We start from the raw sequence: 21451 nt of genomic DNA, 5'->3' as shown, positions 1-21451 counted from the left end.
CTAACATGGTGGCCGTTTTGTTATCTGCACTTACCTCTTCGGCAAACGGGTCACAACACAGGAAAGGACGTCATGCGGTTATTCATCTCAGGAGTGTTACTGTTGTCTGCCCAGGCCGCGAATGCCGCCAGCAACTGCGATATTAATGCCATCATCCAGTACGCCTGGCCGGATGCCAGGACAACATCGCAAGGCACCATCACTCAAGATAACCGGGTCATTACCACCCACAGTGATTCACCCAAAAGCGCGATTTGCCGCATCTGGCCAGCGCACCCTGAGCTGACGCTCGCCGCTGTACCATTAATGACACAGCAGTATAGCGATTACGATAACGTCGGCGATCTGGAGCTTCTGGTGCTCGATTCCACCACACTCGACGTGAAACAACGATTACGCCTGACAGAGAGAATGAGCGACGATGCCATTCGCATCACCGGCCTGGCACTTGATACCGCTCGCTGGAAGGTTACGCCTGAACAGACCGCATTCGGCTTGCGTATCTCCCGCACCGGCAGTTCTCGGGTCAATCCATTTAGTGAAACGGCACTTTCGCTGTATGTCATCGACAATAATCAGCTCCGGCCAATACTAAACGGTATCGTGCTGGAAAATAGCAGCGGAGAATGGGATGGCAACTGCGAGGGAACCTTCAGCGACAGTAAACGCAGCCTGGCGCTGGATACCGGTTCGCAGAATGGGTATGTTGATATTCGGGTAACCGAGAAAAGCGTGGCATCCACGAGCTATGTTGATGCCAATGAGCAATGCGCAGCGAAAGATAAACCGGGTAAAGCCAACTGGTTACTGCGCTATGACGGTCACCAATATACCATTCCCGACGAACTTGCCCCGCTGTCCTGAGCCGCCAGAAGGAGATAGCCTGGCTATCTCCTTCTTATTATCGCTCGTTTAACTCTTTCTTCTCGCCAGCAGCGGGAAAATTAAGCCCAATCCGACCAGTACAAACGGTGTCACAATGTTCAGCGTCAGCTGGAAAGTCCACTCCGGGGTAAAGGCTTCCATTTTTGGAAAAATCCCGGTAACGCAAGCAAATGCAGTGAAGGCAAAACACCATCCTCCGACGGTTAATGCCAGCGTTTTGTTGCGAATAAAGACATATTCTGACTTATATTTCTGCGCCAGCCGAATAACGGCAATAAATGCCACGAACACCCATAAATAACGCAATGGCATAACAACTGAGTTGAGATTCAGCAACCATTTATACAAATTATTCATGTCACCAATACCCAGCGTCGGCAACATAATCAGAATCGCGACTAATACTAACGTCAATATATAACCGTTCACCGGTGTGCCGGACGCATTCGTACGGCACAAACGCGCAGGAATATATCGACTGTCCGCATCACCCAGCAGGACTTTAAGCGGCGCATCGATAGAAAACACCAACGCAGCAATCTGCCCCAGCGTGTTGGCAACCGCATAAATGACCATCAGCGTGTTACCCATCCCGTAATACTCGCCCAGTTTCTGGAAAGCATAATATTGACCATTGGTCATTAAATCATCGGGAATATGCCGGGAGTCAAACATCATCCCCATTGCCAGCGAGCCGAGAATTGCACATACCGCCACCATAATCGCCAGAATCAACATCCCTTTCGGGAATTCTTTGCCTGGATTGCGAGTCTGGTTAACGTAAGGTGAAATTTTTTCCGCGCCACCCACCGCGAAGACCAGCATCGAAATCGTCGTGATATAGGTAAAATCAATATGCGGAATGAACGATTCCCAGGTGATGTTGGTGGTAGCGATCTCAACATCCGTAATTGCCGGTGCGGTTACCGCCATCACGACATACAGAATCGACATCACAAACATCGCAATTCCCGCCACGGAACCCACAATTTTCAGTGACTTCATCCCACGGGATGCAACCCACATGAAGAAGACAAACAGTGCCAGCGTCAGCCCCTGTAACGCCACGACAGTGTATTCTTTAATGAGTGACCCATCCCCCTTCAGCGCCCAGCCCAGGGCAATCAGGATAGCTTGCGGTTTCTGCGCCAGGTAAGGAATATGCACGACCCAGTAAGTCCATGCGGCAAGGTAAGCCAGCCCCGGACCCATGGTGTGTTTAATCCAGGTACTGACACCACCTTTCCCCTCTTTAAACGTGGAGCCAAGCTGCCCGACGATCAGTGCGTAAGGGATAAAATAGAGCGCAAAAATAAAAATCCAGGAGGAGACAACGACTAATCCCTGATTAGCATAGTTGTTTACAACGTTGCCAAACCCCCAAACGGTAATAAACGACATCAAGGCGATGTTGTACCATCGCAACTGTTTTTCCTGTGCACCGGCCATACGCGATCCTTCGTGGGGTTATTTTAAATATCAATAAATGAGGCGATGGATTATGCGCGGTAAAATGAACGGGCGGAAATGGCAGAATGTAAAACTATAACCTTCTGCACAGTTTATTTTTCAGCAAAGATGAGGGGGAATTAAATACGGTGGATTCTCACCAAACATACATAATTTGTATGAATGGAAACCCACCGTAATCGTTAAATAGCTTCAGATATGTGCCACGGAATTGGGCTTGTGTCCTGTTTTACGCAGCAGCATCAGTAAATAAATAAACGACACGCTGGCGATCATGATAAACAACAGGCTATCTGAGAAGTTCTGCATCAGCATCGCGGTAAATGACGGCCCCAGCAGGCTCCCCACGGTATAGCTTAATAACAATGCCTGGTTCATGGCAACCAGTTGATGATGTTCCACTTTTTCGCAGGCCCAGGCCATTGCCACTGGATAGAGCGTAAAACCGGCCGCACCTAACATGAACAACGCAGGGGCCATTGCCGCCTGATTCAGCATCGCAATGCTACCGAGGATCACCACAAAGACCTGAACGCGTAAAACCAGCAGGCGACCTAATTTATCCGCCAGACGACCAATCGGCCATTGTCCCAGAATACCAGCGCTGACCATCACCGCCATCCAGAAACCAATGCTGGCGTTACTGGCCCCCTGATGATTAAGGTACAGCGGCATCAAGCCATACAACGAGCCCAGCACAATACCGGAGATAATGCAGCCATTCACGCCCAGTCGCGCCTGACGAAGTCTCAACATCGATGCTATCGGCGTCGAATGTTGTTCCTCGCTTTGCTGATTCATAATGCGGGTAAAGAGCAGTGGTAATACGCCTGCCAGAATCGTGCCAGTAACCCACGGCAAAACGCTCATGAGATCTGTCGAGACTTTACTGACTAACAGCTGCCCTAAAAACGTTCCCACGTAATAGACCATCATATAGGCAGCCAGTAAGCGTCCGCGGTTACGAGAGGTCCCGCTGCACATCAGCGCGCTTTCCACCACCACCCAAATCATGGCACAGCCGACACCGGCGATAAAACGCCAGGTCATCCAGCTCCAGAATCCCACCATCACACCCAGCCCAATACACCCCACGGCGAAGATAAACGAGGCAATGTAATAGCTGCGGTTGAAGCCAAGATGTCTGATTAAATACCCGGTCAGCAACGTCCCCACCAGATTACCGGTGAAATAAGACGAACTGACCACACCCACCTGCCAGGTCGGGAGATTTTCATGGGCGAGCCAAAGCGGGACGAGCGTGTTTAACACGGCGATCGCCAGGGTCAGCAGCAGTAGCCCGCACAGCAATAGCATAACGGGTCGGGTATAGGTAGACATGAATAAAAACCGTGAGGAAGTTCAAATTTCATGCGCATCATGCCACTGCCAAAAACATTGTCAATCGGCGCAATCAGGGGCCTGAGGCGCTTTCATGACGATCGATTCGTATTACTGATTCTTAATATGAATGGATAAAAAAGAGGAAAACACATCTGTTTGTTTTAATTGATCTAAAACAAAATTATCGCGTTTCGTTCAGTCGAAATATTTCATGGATGTATCGCATTTTTTATTTGCCGAATGGCGCCGTTAGCTGCGCCATTCGGCATTCTTTAGGTCAGCTGGCAACCGCCATGCCCACGGTCATATGCAGGCCGTAGAACACACCGCGCCCGATCAGTTCACCGACAAGCAGCAAAATAAACGCCACTGACAGTAACGGTACGGCCGGTTGGTAGCCTTTAACCTGCGGCACAACCCAGCAGCACAGCGCCAAAGCCAGTGCCGCAATACGCCACGCCATCAGCGAGCCGTAGTCCGGTACCAATGCAGATGCCTGCTGAACAGAACTGTGAATAGTCGCCAGTTCAGCGCCCTGCATCACCGCCATGATAGCACTCACCACCAGCGCAAATATGGAAATCGCCGGCAGCAGGCGCATTGCCCAGCCGTCTACTCCAGCCACGCGCAGCAGCAGATAACCTAACAGCGGCCCCCCCAAAAACAGCGTCAGGAAGAAGCCCAGCGGCGTCCAGAGGCTGTACCAGGTTGGGATCGTATCAATAGTGTTATACACCCGCACCATCATCCAAACGAAAACAACGCCCAGTACCATAGTGACGATTAGCCACAGAGTACGTAACGCAGACGGCATTTTTTTCAACGTCGCCATCAGCCAGCCGATACCGCCCACCGCGAAGAACAGCGAACCGCTGGCAATTTCGTTACTCAGTGCAGAGGCACCGATGCGGTTAAGGGAGTTAAAAGCACGCATCGGCGATCCCAGGTGCAGCATGGAGGCAATAAAGCCGATGCCCATTAACACCCACAGGCCCAACATACAGGCAACGACGCGCTGCTGTGCGTCGGGACGTAAGCCCCCTTTCATCAATGCCAGCGCCAGAACAATAAAACCGCCAACCACGCACTGCCCGAAGACCGTGAAGATCATCAGCGGCCACTCATGCCATCCACTTCCCATCTTACACCTCCTTCGGATTAGCCAGATAACCCGTGGTATCCCCGGTCGGGCGGCTATTGGCATTAGGTTTGATTACAATGCTAGGTTTGGTGAAATGTGCGCCCGGTAGTGGCGCAACCGCCGCCAGCTCACCGTGTTTTTTGCGCAGTTCATCAATCGGACCAAAATCCAGCGCGCGCAATGGACAAGATTCGACGCAAATCGGCTTTTTGCCCTCGGCCACACGGTCGTGGCAGCCATCACACTTGGTCATATGCCCTTTGGCCGCATTGTACTGTGGCGCGCCGTAAGGACAGGCCATATGGCAATAACGACAGCCAATGCACACATCCTCATCGACGACCACAAAACCGTCTTCACGCTTGTGCATCGCGCCACTCGGACATACCTTGGTACACGCCGGGTCTTCACAATGGTTACACGCAATAGACAGGTAATAGGCAAAGACGTTCTGGTGCCAAACGCCGTTGTCTTCTTGCCAGTCGCCACCGGCATATTCGTAAATACGGCGGAAGCTGACATCCGGGGTTAAATCTTTGTAGTCTTTGCAGGCCAGTTCGCAGGTTTTGCAACCGGTGCAACGGCTGGAATCAATAAAAAATCCATACTGGGTTGTCATCGGTTACTCCTTACACCTTTTCAACCTGAACAAGGTTCGTATGTGACGGGTTCCCCTTCGCGAGCGGAGAAGGACGCTGGGTCGTCAGCACGTTGATGCAGCCGCCCTGATCCACACGTTTCATATCCGGGTCATACCAGGCTCCCTCACCTAGCGCTACCACGCCCGGCATCATACGCGGCGTCACTTTCGCCTCGATATGCACCTCGCCACGCTCGTTAAAGATGCGTACCTTGTCGCCGTTGCTAATACCGCGTCGTTGCGCGTCCAACGGGTTGATCCACATTTCCTGGCGGCAGGACGCTTTCAGTACATCCACGTTGCCATAGGTCGAGTGGACGCGAGATTTGTAGTGGAAGCCCGTCAACTGCAGTGGGAATTTATCCGCCAGCGGATCGCTTAAACTTTCAAAGCCCGGGGCGTAAACTGGCAATGGATCGATCACATCGTCTTCAGGCAATTCCCAGGTGGCCGCAATGTCTGCCAGCGCCTGAGAATAAATTTCAATTTTGCCCGATGGCGTTGTGAGCGGGTTGGCTTGAGGATCCTCACGGAACGCTTTGTACGCCACATGATGTCCTTCTGGATCGCGCTGTTTAAAGATCCCCTGCTTGCGGAACTCTTCAAACGTAGGCAGTTCAGGTATCGCTTTGCGCGACTGTTCATACAAATGACGCATCCACTCTTCCTGAGTACGGCCTTCCGTAAACTGCTGCTCAACGCCAAGGCGTTTCGCCAGTTCGCTGGTCATTTGGTAGATGGTCTTGCATTCAAAGCGCGGTTTGATGGCCTGATCGGTGAAAATCACATACGACATATTCCCGCAGGAGGCATCCAGCGCGAAGTCCATTTGTTCAGACGCTGTGCAGTCTGGCAGCAAAATATCCGCGTATTTCGCCGAGGACGTCATGTGGCAATCAATGACGACAATCATCTCGCACTTCTTATCATCCTGCAGGATTTCATGCGTGCGGTTGATATCAGAGTGCTGGTTAATCAGACAGTTACCAGCATAGTTCCAGATCATCTTAATGGGCACATCAAGCTTATCTTTACCGCGAACACCGTCACGCAGTGCCGTCATTTCCGGGCCGCGCTCAATGGCGTCCGTCCACATAAACATCGAGATACTGGTTTCAACCGGGTTTTCCAGCGTCGGCATACGTTCAAACGGCAGATCATAAGAGCCTTCACGCGCACCGCTGTTGCCACCATTAATACCGACGTTACCGGTCAGGATAGCCAGCATAGAAATAGCACGGGTGGCAATTTCACCGTTGGCGTGACGCTGTGGTCCCCAACCCTGACTGATGTAGGCAGGTTTGGCGCTGCCAATTTCACGTGCCAGCTTAACGATGCGTTCCGCAGGAATACCGGTTATCTGCGCGGCCCATTCCGGGGTCTTCGCGATACCGTCTTTACCCTGACCTAAAATATAAGCCTTATAGTGGCCATTCTTTGGTGCGCTCGCCGGGAGAGTTTTCTCGTCATACCCCACGCAGTATTTATCGAGGAACGGTTGATCAACCATATTTTCGGTAATCAACACGTACGCCAGGCCATTGACCAGTGCCGCATCGGTGCCCGGACGAATCGGGATCCATTCATCTTCACGACCCGCACCGGTGTCCGTGTAGCGCGGATCGATAATAATCATTCGCGCATTGGATTTCTGCCGTGCCTGTTCAAGGTAATACGTCACCCCGCCACCGCTCATGCGGGTTTCACCAGGGTTATTACCAAACAGAACAACCAGTTTACTGTTTTCGATATCAGACGGACTGTTACCGTCCGCCCAGCCGCCGTAGGTATAGTTCAAACCAGCCGCGATTTGTGCAGAAGAGTAATCCCCGTAGTGGTTCAGATAACCACCACAGCAGTTCATCAGACGAGCGACCAGCGTTTTACCCGGTGGCCATGAGCGTGTCATGGTTCCGCCCAGCGTACCGGTGCCGTAGTTCAGGTAGATAGACTCGTTGCCGTAGTCTTTGATCAGGCGCTGCATGTTGGTGGCGATGATGTCATAGGCCTCATCCCAACTGATGCGCTCAAACTTACCTTCACCGCGCTTACCCACGCGCTTCATTGGGTATTTCAGCCGATCCGGATTATAGACACGACGGCGCATAGAGCGGCCGCGCAGGCAGGCTCTAACCTGGTGCAGGCCGTCATAATTGTCATCGCCGGTGTTGTCGGTTTCAACATATTTGATTTCACCGTCCACCACGTGCATACGCAGCGGACAGCGGCTACCGCAGTTCACCGTACAGGCGCTCCAGATCACTTTCTCATTGATCTGCGCCGGATTAATGGCTTCTGCAGCATTGGCAATACGGGTAAATGGCAGGGTAAACGCGCTGCTGGCCATCGCCAGCCCGCCTATCGCCGTCGTTTTGACCAAACCGCGACGACTCACCTCAGCTGCCAGCACGGCATCGGGGATCTTAGTTTTCATAGTGGCTCACTCTGCTGCTCACAATAAATAAACAAACGCTGTATAGATACTTATATATCGATATTATCGTTATACAGACTGATAAATAGTGAATTTGCGTAAAGACAGAGATAAATACTGACTTTCATTCGAAGGTAGTATTACCACTAATGGGGTAAGGGTTATTGTTCGACGTCAAGCAGGCATAAAAAAAGCGCCCGCAGGCGCTTTTTTAGCAGGGAAAGCTAACTTATCCGATGTATTCCAGGCCATTCATATACGGACGGAGTACTTCCGGAACCTGAATGCGGCCATCGGCCTGCTGGTAGTTTTCCATTACGGCAACCAGCGTACGACCAACCGCCAGACCAGAGCCGTTCAGCGTATGCACCAAACGGGTCTTCTTGTCGGACTTGCTGCGGCAACGTGCCTGCATGCGACGCGCCTGGAAATCCCACACGTTGGAGCAGGAAGAGATTTCACGGTAGGTATTTTGCGCCGGGATCCACACTTCCAGATCGTAGGTTTTGCATGCGCCGAAGCCCATGTCACCAGTACACAGAATGATCTTACGGTACGGCAGACCCAGCAACTGAAGGACTTTCTCGGCATGACCGGTCATTTCTTCCAGCGCGTCCATCGAATCTTCAGGACGAACGATCTGCACCATCTCAACTTTATCGAACTGGTGCATACGGATCAGACCACGGGTGTCACGACCATAAGATCCCGCTTCTGAACGGAAGCATGGGGTATGCGCAGTCATTTTGATTGGCAGCGCATCTTCGTCAATGATCTCATCGCGCACCAGGTTGGTCAGCGGAACTTCTGCCGTTGGGATCAGCGCATAGTTGCTGCTGTCGGCTTCTTCGTCCAGCGGACGGGTATGGAACAGATCGCCGGCAAATTTCGGCAACTGACCCGTACCGTACAGCGTGTCATGGTTAACCAGATACGGAACGTAGTTTTCACTGTAGCCATGCTGTTCAGTATGCAGATCCAGCATGAACTGGGACAGCGCACGGTGCATACGCGCAATCTGCCCTTTCATGACCACGAAACGCGAGCCGGTCAGCTTAACAGCGGCGGCAAAATCGAGCCCCGCGTGCATTTCGCCCAGCGTAACGTGATCGCGAACGTCAAAATCAAACTCACGCGGCGTGCCCCAGCGGCTGACTTCGATGTTGTCATTTTCATCTTTACCGACCGGGACTTCGTCCGCTGGCAGGTTAGGAATGGTCAGCGCAATATCGCGAATCTCAGCCTGCAAGGTATCAAGTTCAGCTTTCGCGGCATCCAGCTCTTCGCCCAGTTTGTTCACTTCCAGACGTAAAGACTCGATATCTTCCCCGCGCGCTTTTGCCTGGCCAATGGATTTCGATCGAGAGTTACGCTCTGCCTGCAGATTTTCAGTTTGTACCTGCAGAACTTTACGACGCTCTTCAAGAGCGCGCAGCTTATCTACGTCCAGCTTAAAGCCCCGGCTTGCCAGTTTTTCAGCGACTGCGTCTGGCTCATTACGCAGCAGATTGGGATCGAGCATGCTTATCCTGTGCTTATCGAATTAAAATGGGAGAAAGTGACCACAGCCTGCAGTCACAGGGATACATTGCCAACATTACCGCAACGATCGCGCTAACGGTAGCGTTTTATAGGGCTATTTTGATCCTGTCCGGCAAGCCAGGCGAGCTTTTCGCCAATCTTACCCTCAAGACCTCTGTTTGTCGGGCGATAATAGCGTGTTTGTGCCAGTTCCTGCGGGAAGTACTCTTCGCCGGCAGCATACGCATTCGGCTCGTCGTGCGCGTAGCGATATTCCTGGCCGTAGCCCATTTCTTTCATTAACTTCGTCGGCGCATTACGCAGATGCACGGGTACGTCGTAATCCGGACGATCGCGTGCATCTGCCAACGCCGCTTTATAGGCGGTATACACCGCGTTACTCTTCGGTGCGCAGGCCAAATAAACGATCGCCTGGGCAATCGCCCGCTCACCTTCCGCAGGTCCAACGCGGGTGAAACAATCCCATGCCGAAATCGCCACCTGCATGGCTCGGGGATCGGCATTACCCACGTCTTCAGAAGCGATCGCCAGACATCGGCGTGCAACATACAGCGGATCGCCCCCTGCAGTAATGATGCGTGCGTACCAGTAGAGGGCCGCATCCGGCGCGCTTCCGCGTACTGATTTATGTAATGCCGAGATAAGATCGTAAAAACGATCGCCTTTATTATCAAAGCGTGCGCTACGCTCTCCGGCAATCTCTGTCAGCAATGTGGGTTGTAAAACGCGTTTTCCGCTGGCGTCGACTTCCGCCATATCGGCCATCATTTCCAGCGTATTTAGTGCCCGACGCGCATCGCCATTCACCAGCTCGGCAATGGCCCGACGGGTTTCATTCGGCAGAACAATATCCTGGCCGCCGTAGCCTCGCGCTTTGTCCGCCATCGCCTGATCCAGTACCTGCTCGATATCGTCGGTAGTGAGCGATTTAAGCAGATAGACGCGCGCACGCGACAGTAATGCCGAGTTCAGTTCAAACGAGGGGTTTTCAGTCGTGGCGCCTATAAAGTAAATGGTGCCATCTTCAATATGCGGGAGAAAGGCGTCCTGCTGACTTTTATTAAAGCGGTGGACTTCATCCACAAACAATATAGTGCGCCGACCGGCGTTACGATTCTGACGCGCACGTTCAATCGCTTCACGAATTTCTTTCACACCCGAGGTGACGGCCGAAATGCGTTCAACGTCTGCGTTCGCGTAGCGGGCGATCACTTCAGCAAGAGTCGTTTTACCCGTGCCTGGAGGGCCCCATAAGATCATGGAGTGCAGGTGCCCGGCCTCGATGGCGCGTGGCAAGGGCTTACCTGCAGCCAGCAAATGCTGCTGGCCGATATACTGCGCTAAATTTTCTGGCCGCATACGCGCGGCCAGCGGCTGAAAGGTATTATCAGAAAAATCGAGCGACAGATTACCCACTCACACGCCTCTACTTACGTTGATCGTCTACCGTGACACCCTGCGGAGGGGTAAAGGTGAATTTGGATGGTTCGATTGCGCCATTCTGCTGAGATTTCAGCTGATAGCTACTGCGCTGATCGTCCTGCTCGACGGCGCTAAACTGATGGATAGTGCCGTCGCGTCCCACATTGATGGTGAACTGCTTCAGATTGCCGCTGCTGGTTTTCGGAGTCAACACGAAGTCATCACCGTTTTGCTTGATGTTGTACTGCTGCCAGTCGCTGGACTGGTTGCGCGCAATCAGCATAAACGGCGTATTACCCGTGGCATCTTTCAGCCAGGTTGCCGTGGCCTGTTCGACAAACGGATTAAAGAACCACAGCGTTTTACCGTCGGAGACCAGAATGCTTTCATCAGGCTGTGTCATATGCCAGTTAAACAGGTTCGGACGTTTAACCCACAGGTCACCCTGACCTTCCTGTACCGCTGCGCCGCTACCATCAGTCACCTTCTGAGTAAAGCTGGCATGGAAGCTACTGACTTTATCCAGACGGCTTTTCAGGTCACTGGCGGCGTCAGCCCAGACGCTGCTCACCACAAAGCTCGACAGTAATGCACAGGTGATTGCGATCTTTTTCATCGTTATTCCTCAAAATTCGTCACTCCCGACGGGGAGATCCCTCTGCTATCCATTCCAGGCCAAAAATCAGCATGAGGAAAGTAGAAAATACTGAATTACTTAACTTTGCAATCAATCGAAGGGCGGCGGCGCCAGCACTTCACGATTACCATTATGCCCTTGCTCACTGACAATCCCCTGCGCTTCCATCTGCTCGATGATACGTGCCGCGCGGTTGTAACCGATGCGGAACTGACGCTGGACGCCGGAGATGGAGGCTTTGCGTTTTTGGGTAACAAAATTCACCGCCTGATCAAACAGCGGATCCAGTTCTTCCCCATTGTCAAAACCACCGCCGCCGCCTTCGCTTTCGCTATCAGAAGTGATGCCCTCAACGTATTGCGGACGGCCGCGCGCTTTCCAGTCTTGAACAACGGCATGAACTTCTTCATCACGCACAAAGGCACCGTGAACACGCACCGGAATTGTCGAGTTTGGTGCGGAATAAAGCATATCCCCCATCCCTAACAGTGATTCAGCACCTGACTGATCAAGGATGGTACGCGAATCAATTTTACTCGACACGGTAAAGGCAATACGGGTCGGGATATTGGCTTTGATAAGCCCGGTAATCACATCAACCGACGGACGCTGGGTCGCCAGCACCAGGTGGATTCCCGCCGCACGCGCTTTTTGCGCCAAACGAGCGATCAGTTCTTCCACTTTTTTACCGACGGTCATCATCAAGTCAGCAAATTCATCGACCAGGACAACGATATAAGGCTCTTTTTTCAGCACCGGATGGGTAACATCCATGCTATCGCCCGGTTTCCAGTACGGGTCCGGGATCGGACGCCCCATACGATCCGCTTCTGCGATCTTCTCGTTGTAACCCGCCAGATTACGCACGCCCAGCGCTGACATCAGTTTGTAGCGGCGTTCCATTTCATTGACGCTCCAGCGCAACGCGTTGGCAGCATCCTTCATATCTGTAACCACTTCCGTCAACAGATGCGGAATGCCCTCATAAACCGACAACTCGAGCATTTTTGGGTCGATCATAATGAATCGCACATCTTCCGGCTGTGCCTTATACAGCATGCTGAGGATCATAGCATTGACCCCAACAGACTTACCGGAACCCGTGGTACCCGCCACCAGCAGATGCGGCATCTTCGCCAAATCAGCCGTAACCGGTTCGCCGGCAATATCTTTACCGAGCACTACGGTCAGCGGAGAAGGATTATCACGGAATTTCGCGTTATCCAGCACTTCGCGCAGGTAGACGGTCTGACGTTTTTTGTTCGGTAATTCCAACCCAACATACGGTTTACCTGGAATAACCTCCACCACACGAACCGCAGCGGTCGACAGTGAACGCGCCAGGTCTCGGGAGAGGTTAGAAATCCGTGCGGCCTTAACACCCGGAGCCAAATTCAGTTCAAAACGGGTTATCACCGGGCCCGGTGAATAGTTCACCACATCAGCCTTAATACGGAAATCTGCTAAGCGCGCTTCCACCAGTCGCGCCATTTGCTCCAGCGCGAAGGTGTCCACCGGTTCAACTTCACTCGGTGGCGGGGTGAGCAGATCCAGCGATGGCAGCAGCGTGGTTGGACGCTGAACAGGACGACTGTCGCCATTGCGCATCAATAATGGATGGATCAGGCTATCCTGCGGCTGCGGTGTAACAGGCTGTGACGGTTGCTGATAATGCTGCTGCGGCGCAACAGGTTGTGGCGCCTGCTGATAATGCTGCTGCGGTGCAACAGGCTGTGGCGGCTGCTGATAATGCTGCTGCGGCGCAACAGGCTGTGGCGCCTGCTGATAATGCTGCTGCGGTGCAACAGGCTGTGGCGGCTGCTGATAATGCTGCTGCGGCACAGGCTCCGGTTCAGGCATAACGCTTGGGGTAAACAGCGGCTCATGCGGGCCATCATCCACCAGTGCTTTCATCGGCGAGAAAGCAAAGTCATCTAACGAGAACGGATTAGCGCCCGCAGGCTGTTCGCCGGAATAGCGCTGCTGCTGGGAAGAGGCAAACTGACGGGCCAACTCCGCTTCTGCTGCAGACTCTTCGTCCTCAATCTGATGCGTATTGTCCTGATACTCTTCACCATAACGATGCTGCTGCGACTGGGCGAACTGACGCGCCAGCTCATCCTGTTGCATCGCTTCAATTTCATCGTCGGTATAATCCGTATCAAGCTGCTCTTCTCGCGCTTTCTCTTCGGCCATTCGTTGCGACGGTAGTTTGATACCATATGAAGCCAGCTCACGACGCGTTGGCACACGGACGCGATTTGGACGCGGCAACTGCGGACCAATGCCTTCTTTCACCTGTGGACGCGGCGCACCGCTACCCGCCAGACTAAACACAGGTGCAGCAACAGCAGCGGCCCCAGCGCCCATTGCGGCGTTTTTCACTCCGGCAGCCAGCGGCGCGACGGCCTCGACGGATTCAACCGGCGGTATAGATGCGGCAGTTGGCATTGATGGCATTGACGGTTTAATTCGCTCAGGTTCCTGCAGTGGTTCAGGAATGGGCTGATACCAGGCCGCGAGCTGTTCACGCTCACGCGCGCGCTTTTCTTCCACCTCTTCAAAGTAATAGAGTGGCGGACGCGCCGGTTTCGTCTCTTCCACAACCGGTTTCGTCTCTTCCACAACCGGTTCAGGCTCGACAACCGGCGGTTGCTCAACAACAGGCTCCTGCACGAAAGCTGGCGGCTGCTGATACGCAGGCTGCTGGAATGTGGATTCCTGCTGGTAAGCCGGCTGCGGGTGATAAACAGGATCCGGTGAAGGAACCGGCTGCTGTACCGGCTGTTGCTGCCAGCTTTGTTCTGGAACAGGCGGCTGCCACTGCGGCTGCATTTGCGGCTGCGGAGCTACCGGCTGTTGGTATTGAGGTTCGACAACGGGCGGCACAGCATATTGCGGCTGAGGCTCAACCGGTGCGGGCTGCTGCCACGGCTCATAAGGCTGTGCCGTCGGTTGAGTATATTGTGCAGGCTGCGGATAACCTTCGTAGGCAGGAGTCACAACCGGCTCAGCCACCTGTGGCGCTGGCGCAGGTTGCCATGCAGCAGTCGGTGCAGGCTGAACAGGAACGCCACCGGAAACCAGCGGCGCTTGCATTAAAGGATCGGCTGGCGCACTCCAGACCTGCGCGGTCGCCGTGGCTGCTGCGGCGGCTGTCACAGGCTCAGTCACCGAGTGACCACTAAGCAGCGGGTCGAACTCATCATATTCAGGCAGCGTCGCGCGATTACCCGAGAACAGAACATCATTTGGATCGGCGGCAACACCACGGGCGCTGTATTCAATTTCATCTTCGTCGTCCATCCGTTTACCGGAGAACAGCGCAGCATCGGTATGACGACCAAGCGGATTGGTAAACTTCTCGGCCAGCCGCTTACGACGTGCTAATGCCCCACGAAGAATACGCGCCCGGCGTGATTCATGCGGTTTTCCTTCGGCGATGTCGACGGACTCTTCATCGTCTTCATATTCTTCGTCATCGACCCAGGTATCGTCACGACGAGTGCGGTTACTGGCAAAGGTCAGGATATTGAGTAACCAGCCGCCCAGTTTTTCCGCAATGCTCACCCATGACCAACCGGTAAACAACGTCAGACCTGCCGCCCAGATGCACAATAGTGTGAGTGTTCCCCCGCTGCTATGCAGCAGAGGTTGTAGCGTGGTACTGAGCAGACTGCCAATCACGCCGCCAGACGCGAAATACCAGATATCATCGGCATTGATTGCCGCCAGTCCGCAAGAGGTGAGAATGAGCGCCAGAACGCCAATGATGCGCAGCGATACGGCGAAATAGTCAACGTACTCGTCACTGGCCTGATGTCGCCAGGTAAACCAACAGCCCCCAACAATGATCACAGGTAGGGTGTAGGCCATGATGCCAAAAATAAAGAACAGCGTGTCCGCCAACCATGCTCCGGGTATTCCCCCAAGATTGTGGATAGGCTCGTGCCACGCGGTTTGCGACCAGCTGGGATCCGAAGGGTTAAAGCTGAGTAAGGCAGCCATCAACCAGACGGCAAAAAGGGCAATAAGGATCAGTAGCGCTTCCAGAAGTCGGCGCCCGCTGCTTAACTTCGTCAATGTGACGTCTTTGTCTTCAGTGTATTCCTGGCTCAAAAACGGCTCTCCAGGTTTCAGGCTTTTCCTGCCCGATGCTAAAACGGACAACAGCACCGGGTTGCCCCGGCACTGTTGCTGTATGGATTAACAGGAGTGTAATCAAACTACGTCGATTTTGCACCTGTTCCGTGTTAGCGCGTCTTAATTACCAGACGATTGCTCTGTTTAACTTCTTCCATTACCACGTAAGTACGTGTGTCATTCACGCCAGGCAGACGCAGCAGGGTTTCCCCCAATAGCTTGCGGTATGCTGACATATCCGGTACGCGTGTTTTCAGCAGGTAGTCGAAATCACCGGAAACCAAATGACACTCTTGAATTTCTTCAAGTTTTTGCACTGCAGTGTTGAACTGCTCAAAGACATCCGGTGCGCCACGATTCAGAGTAATCTCAACAAAAACCAGAAGTGATGCATCCAGATAATGCGGGTTTAACAGCGCCGTATAGCCCTGAATAAATCCCTGTCTTTCTAACCGACGCACACGCTCAAGGCAGGGCGTTGGTGAAAGTCCCACTCGTTTAGAAAGCTCGACGTTAGAAATACGCCCATCCTTTTGCAGCTCATTAAGAATGTTACGATCGATACGGTCGAGATCTTTGCCAGGGCGCTTCTTACTATCTACCATTATTATTGTCTCTCTGTATTCCTTCCCTACTCCTGCCTGACCCTTCTAACATCACTGTTCAGAGTCGCTACCCATCACAATACCCGAAACCCAGAGGGATTTACGGTGTGAAATGTCTGGGTTTATGGTGAGAAGACCGTTGCCTGTCGGCGGCTATCGACATCACGAATGGCATCTGTCCACACCATGCGTAGATTTCGCTAACTCGGTAAACATGGTATCTGGATGCATGATTATGCAGCACACACACGACACAGTTTTTTTCTTCCTTGAATGTTTTCGCAAAACAGCAGGGGATTGTCAAAGCAAAACATCGATTTTTAGTACAACATGCCAGTTATTCATTGGGAGTGATGGAAAATCGTCATTTTATCGCCTTATAACTGGCCGATTTTAAGTAGAAATCGTTATGTCCCGTCATACTTCATGTTACCTGTGCGTTGATTGACGTCCTTGCCGCCTGTCTGGCCGATCATCGGCTCCCGCTATTGCACAAATTGTTAACAAAATTGCCATACTCTTTTTTTACGCCTGCAAATTCCCTACAATCCAGTCATTGCCTGCCAACAACTATGGGGATCTCATGGGCACGACCAAACACAGTAAACTTCTTATTCTGGGTTCAGGCCCTGCCGGGTATACCGCTGCGGTCTATGCTGCACGCGCAAACCTGCAACCGGTACTGATTACCGGTATGGAAAAAGGGGGTCAGTTGACCACGACGACGGAAGTCGAAAACTGGCCTGGCGACCCGCACGATCTTACGGGCCCACTGCTGATGGAACGTATGCATGAGCATGCGACAAAATTTGAGACGGAAATCATTTTTGATCACATCAGCAAGGTTGATCTGCAGAACCGTCCGTTCCGTCTGACCGGCGACAGCGGCGAGTACACCTGCGATGCGTTGATTATCGCCACCGGCGCTTCCGCTCGCTACCTTGGCTTACCGTCTGAAGAAGCGTTTAAAGGTCGCGGTGTTTCTGCCTGTGCGACCTGTGACGGATTCTTCTATCGCAACCAGAAGGTGGCGGTTATCGGCGGTGGCAACACGGCTGTAGAAGAAGCGTTGTATCTGGCGAATATCGCCTCTGAAGTGCATTTGATTCACCGTCGCGACAGCTTCCGTGCAGAAAAAATCCTTATCAAGCGCCTGATGGATAAAGTCGAAAACGGCAACATCGTTCTGCACACGCACCGCACGCTGGAAGAAGTGACCGGCGATCAAATGGGCGTCACCGGACTGCGTCTGCGTGATACCCAAAACACCGATAACGTCGAGTCTCTGGACGTTGCAGGACTGTTTGTCGCCATTGGTCACAGCCCGAACACCGCGATTTTTGAAGGCCAGCTTGAGCTGGAAAACGGCTACATCAAAGTTCAGTCCGGCATTCACGGTAATGCGACGCAAACCAGCATTCCAGGCGTGTTCGCGGCCGGTGACGTGATGGACCATATTTATCGCCAGGCGATTACCTCTGCAGGTACGGGTTGTATGGCAGCCCTTGATGCAGAGCGTTATCTCGACGGTCTGGCTGACGCCTGCAAATAAGTTTTACAAATCAGTAACAAAAGTAAAAAAGGCGACTATCAGTCGCCTTTATTTTTGCCCCGTTGTAACATTGTCCTGCCTAAAAATTCCTATAACTCACCTGCTAAGCGAGCAATGAATAAAACCCGTCAAAAAGAGCTAACACGCTGGTTAAAACAGCAAAGTGTCATTTCCCAGCGTTGGCTGAATATTTCACGCCTGTTAGGCTTCGTCAGCGGCCTGTTAATTGTCGCTCAGGCCTGGCTCCTGGCACGCATTCTTGATCACATGATCATGGATAATATTCCCCGCGAAGCCCTTCTGCTCCCTTTCATCGTATTAGTACTGATTTTCATCCTGCGTGCATGGGTGGTCTGGCTACGTGAGCGGGTCGGTTTTCATGCGGGACAGCACATCCGTTTTGAAATTCGTCGCCAGGTTCTGGACCGTCTGCAGCAGGCAGGCCCCGCGTGGATCCAGGGTAAACCTGCCGGAAGTTGGGCCACGCTGGTGCTCGAGCAGATTGACGATATGCATGATTACTACGCGCGTTATCTGCCGCAAATGGCGCTTGCCGTCTGCGTCCCCATTTTAATTGTCGCGGCTATTTTCCCGTCTAACTGGATAGCCGCCCTTATCCTGCTGGGAACCGCGCCGTTAATCCCCATGTTTATGGCGATGGTCGGTATGGGCGCTGCCGACGCTAACCGACGTAACTTTCAGGCGCTGGCCCGACTCAGCGGGCATTTCCTCGATCGCTTGCGCGGCATGGAAACGTTAAGAATATTTGGTCGCGGCGAAGCGGAAACAGAAAGCATCCGCGCGGCGTCTCAAGATTTTCGCCAGCGCACCATGGAAGTTCTGCGCCTCGCGTTCCTCTCCTCCGGCGTACTGGAATTTTTCACCTCGCTGTCCATCGCGCTGGTGGCGGTTTACTTTGGCTTCTCGTACCTCGGCGAACTCAACTTCGGCCACTATGGCGTTGGTGTTACCTTAGCCTCTGGATTCCTGGCACTGATTCTTGCGCCTGAGTTTTTCCAGCCCTTACGCGATCTGGGCACGTTTTATCATGCCAAAGCCCAGGCCGTCGGTGCCGCAGACAGCCTGAAAACGTTCATGGAAACGCCGCTGGCGCATCCTGAACGTGGCGACATTGAGCTGGCCGTAAAAGAGCCGGTTTCGATTACCGCAGAAGATCTGGTTATCACCTCCCCGGAAGGTAAAGTGCTTGCTGGTCCACTTAACTTCTCGCTGCCAGCCGGTCAGCGCGCGGTACTGGTGGGACGTAGCGGCTCCGGTAAGAGCTCGCTGCTGAATGCCCTTTCTGGTTTTCTCTCGTATCAGGGTTCGCTGAGAATTAATGGTTTTGAGCTTCGCTCCCTGGCCCCTGACTCCTGGCGAAAACAGCTGTCGTGGGTAGGACAGAACCCACAGCTTCCTGCCCCAACGTTGCGCGATAATGTGCTGCTGGCACGTCCAGATGCCAGTGAGCAACAGCTTCAGGCCGCGCTCGACAGCGCCTGGGTAAGTGAGTTTTTACCCCTGCTGCCTCAGGGCGTGGATACCCCGGTCGGCGATCAGGCCGCCCGGCTTTCCGTCGGGCAAGCGCAGCGCGTTGCCGTCGCCCGAGCCTTGCTCAATCCGTGTCAGCTAATGCTACTGGACGAACCCGCCGCTAGCCTCGATGCGCACAGCGAGCAGCGCGTCATGCAGGCGCTGAATGCAGCATCACGCCGCCAGACCACGCTGATGGTCACGCACCAGCTTGAAGACCTTGCCGAGTGGGATGCCATTTGGGTCATGCAGGACGGACAGATCGTCGAGCAAGGCACTTATGCTCAACTGAGCGCAGCCAACGGGGCTTTTGCAACACTGCTGGCTCACCGTCAGGAGGACATCTAAATGCGCGCTTTGCTACCTTATCTGACGCTGTATAAACGTCATAAATGGATGTTAACGCTGGGAATTATTCTGGCGATCATCACGCTATTAGCCAGTATCGGCTTGCTGACACTTTCCGGTTGGTTCCTCTCCGCTTCCGCGGTGGTTGGCGTCACCGGGATTTACAGTTTTAACTATATGCTCCCCGCTGCCGGCGTGCGCGGTGCGGCGATCACCCGTACCGCAGGTCGTTATTTCGAGCGACTGGTCAGTCACGACGCGACATTCCGCGTGTTGCAGCACCTGCGTATTTATACATTTAGTAAGCTGCTGCCACTCTCTCCGGCGGGTCTGGCCCGTTATGGCCAGGGTGAACTGCTTAACCGCATCGTTGCGGATGTCGATACGCTTGATCATCTTTATCTGCGCGTCATCTCTCCGCTGGTTGGGGCATTTGTCGTGATTATGGTGGTGACGCTGGGTCTGAGCGTGCTCGATCTCACGCTGGCCATCACCCTCGGTGGCATCATGCTGCTGACCTTGTTTATTTTGCCTCCGCTGTTTTATCAGGCCGGAAAACGCACCGGGCAAAACCTGACGCACCTGCGCGGGCAATATTGCCAACAGCTGACATCCTGGCTGCAGGGCCAGGCCGAGCTGACCATTTTTGGCGCAAGTGTTCGCTATCGAGCACAAATGGAAGCCACAGAGTTACAGTGGCACGAAGCTCAGCGTCGCCAGTCCGAATTAACGGCGCTGTCTCAGGCCCTAATGCTGCTGATTGGCGCACTGGCCGTCATCGTGATGCTCTGGATGGCCTCGGGCGGCGTGGGAGGCAATACCCAGCCAGGTGCGCTGATTGCGCTGTTTGTGTTCTGCGCACTGGCCGCATTTGAAGCCCTGGCCCCGGTAACGGGTGCATTTCAGCACCTCGGTCAAGTGATCGCCTCTGCCCTGCGCATTACAGAACTGACGGAACAAAAACCGGAAGTCACTTTCCCCGACGCAGGATCGACAGTTTCTGAGCCGATTACCCTCACGCTGCGCGACGTTTGTTTCAGCTACCCGGGCCAGGCGCAAAATGCGCTGGATACCCTCTCCCTGCAAGCAAAACCCGGCGAGCATGTTGCGATTCTCGGCCGCACCGGCTGTGGAAAGTCCACCCTGCTACAACTGCTGACCCGCGCCTGGAACCCGCAACACGGTGAAATTTTGTTTAACGACCGTCCGATTTCAACTCTGAGTGAGTCAACGCTGCGTCAAAGCATCAGCGTCGTGCCGCAACGTGTGCACCTTTTTAGCGCCACATTACGCGACAACCTGCTGCTGGCCGCGCCGCAGGCCAGTGATGACGCATTATCCGAAATACTGTGCCGCGTTGGTCTGGAAAAACTGCTGGAAGATGATGGTCTCAACGCCTGGTTAGGTGAAGGGGGTCGTCAGCTTTCCGGCGGCGAACTCCGCCGTCTGGCAATCGCTCGCGCGGTACTCCACGATGCCCCGCTGATGCTGCTGGATGAACCTACCGAAGGACTGGACGCTACCACCGAAAGTCAAATGCTTGAATTGATTAGTGATGTCATGCGAGATAAAACGGTATTGATGGTGACGCATCGCCTGCGCGGGCTATCGCGTTTTAATCAAATAATAGTGATGGACAACGGACACATTATTGAGCAAGGTAATCACGCAGATCTGTTAGCCAGGCAGGGGCGTTATTACCAGTTTAAGCAACGTCTGTAAGCTATTATTGAACGATCGACTCGCGTAGTGGAG

14 protein-coding genes are annotated in these 21451 nt (G+C 53.3%); 4 read left to right on the top strand and 10 right to left on the bottom strand.

Annotation, left to right across the window (positions count from 1 at the left end; genetic code table 11):
- The first annotated feature begins 72 nt into the window (after positions 1-72).
- Positions 73-864: a PA3715 family protein gene (locus FCH32_RS06935; protein WP_174360681.1), complete on the top strand. Its 792-nt coding sequence runs from the start codon at positions 73-75 to the stop codon at positions 862-864.
- 48 nt (positions 865-912) lie between these two features.
- On the opposite strand, the gene FCH32_RS06930 is transcribed toward FCH32_RS06935, so the two are convergent.
- The 10 genes from FCH32_RS06930 to lrp form a co-directional block, all read right to left on the bottom strand.
- Positions 913-2334 (bottom strand): APC family permease, encoded by a 1422-nt coding sequence (locus FCH32_RS06930; RefSeq protein ID WP_096757687.1) that lies wholly within the window; start codon positions 2332-2334, stop codon positions 913-915.
- A 213-nt stretch (positions 2335-2547) separates the two neighbouring features.
- Complete coding sequence (locus tag FCH32_RS06925) at positions 2548-3696, bottom strand: MFS transporter (protein ID WP_096757688.1); 1149 nt, start codon at positions 3694-3696, stop codon at positions 2548-2550.
- Positions 3697-3976: 280 nt separating this feature from the next.
- Positions 3977-4840: a dimethyl sulfoxide reductase anchor subunit family protein gene (locus FCH32_RS06920; RefSeq protein ID WP_096757689.1), complete on the bottom strand. Its 864-nt coding sequence runs from the start codon at positions 4838-4840 to the stop codon at positions 3977-3979.
- Between the two features lies 1 nt (position 4841).
- A complete protein-coding gene (gene dmsB / locus FCH32_RS06915; RefSeq protein WP_096757690.1) occupies positions 4842-5459 on the bottom strand; it encodes a dimethylsulfoxide reductase iron-sulfur subunit DmsB in 618 nt (205 codons plus the stop codon).
- Between the two features lie 10 nt (positions 5460-5469).
- Positions 5470-7914: a dimethylsulfoxide reductase subunit A gene (gene dmsA / locus FCH32_RS06910; protein ID WP_117341707.1), complete on the bottom strand. Its 2445-nt coding sequence runs from the start codon at positions 7912-7914 to the stop codon at positions 5470-5472.
- A 229-nt stretch (positions 7915-8143) separates the two neighbouring features.
- A complete protein-coding gene (gene serS, locus FCH32_RS06905; protein WP_096757692.1) occupies positions 8144-9436 on the bottom strand; it encodes a serine--tRNA ligase in 1293 nt (430 codons plus the stop codon).
- Positions 9437-9528: 92 nt separating this feature from the next.
- Positions 9529-10872, bottom strand: a complete 1344-nt coding sequence (rarA, locus tag FCH32_RS06900) for a replication-associated recombination protein RarA (protein WP_174360680.1) — start codon at positions 10870-10872, stop codon at positions 9529-9531.
- Positions 10873-10882: 10 nt separating this feature from the next.
- Positions 10883-11494 (bottom strand): outer membrane lipoprotein periplasmic chaperone LolA, encoded by a 612-nt coding sequence (lolA, locus tag FCH32_RS06895; RefSeq protein WP_096757694.1) that lies wholly within the window; start codon positions 11492-11494, stop codon positions 10883-10885.
- Between the two features lie 111 nt (positions 11495-11605).
- Positions 11606-15634, bottom strand: coding sequence for a DNA translocase FtsK (gene ftsK, locus FCH32_RS06890; protein WP_174360679.1), 4029 nt, complete (start codon positions 15632-15634; stop codon positions 11606-11608).
- A 134-nt stretch (positions 15635-15768) separates the two neighbouring features.
- Positions 15769-16263, bottom strand: a complete 495-nt coding sequence (lrp, locus tag FCH32_RS06885; RefSeq protein WP_000228473.1) for a leucine-responsive transcriptional regulator Lrp — start codon at positions 16261-16263, stop codon at positions 15769-15771.
- A 583-nt stretch (positions 16264-16846) separates the two neighbouring features.
- Here lrp and trxB point away from each other — a divergent pair.
- The 3 genes from trxB (at position 16847) to cydC (ending at position 21418) form a co-directional block, all read left to right on the top strand.
- Positions 16847-17815, top strand: a complete 969-nt coding sequence (gene trxB, locus FCH32_RS06880; protein ID WP_096757696.1) for a thioredoxin-disulfide reductase — start codon at positions 16847-16849, stop codon at positions 17813-17815.
- 114 nt (positions 17816-17929) lie between these two features.
- Positions 17930-19696, top strand: a complete 1767-nt coding sequence (gene cydD, locus FCH32_RS06875; RefSeq protein ID WP_096757697.1) for a heme ABC transporter permease/ATP-binding protein CydD — start codon at positions 17930-17932, stop codon at positions 19694-19696.
- Positions 19697-21418 carry a heme ABC transporter ATP-binding protein/permease CydC gene (gene cydC, locus FCH32_RS06870; protein WP_174360678.1) on the top strand — a complete coding sequence of 574 codons (1722 nt, stop codon included), beginning with the start codon at positions 19697-19699 and terminating at the stop codon, positions 21416-21418.
- Positions 21419-21451: the final 33 nt, after the last annotated feature.

The organism is Citrobacter gillenii (genome assembly GCF_013337685.1).
In the GTDB taxonomy this organism is placed as follows: Bacteria; Pseudomonadota; Gammaproteobacteria; order Enterobacterales; family Enterobacteriaceae; genus Citrobacter; species Citrobacter gillenii.
This window is presented reverse-complemented; position numbering and strand designations above follow the sequence as displayed.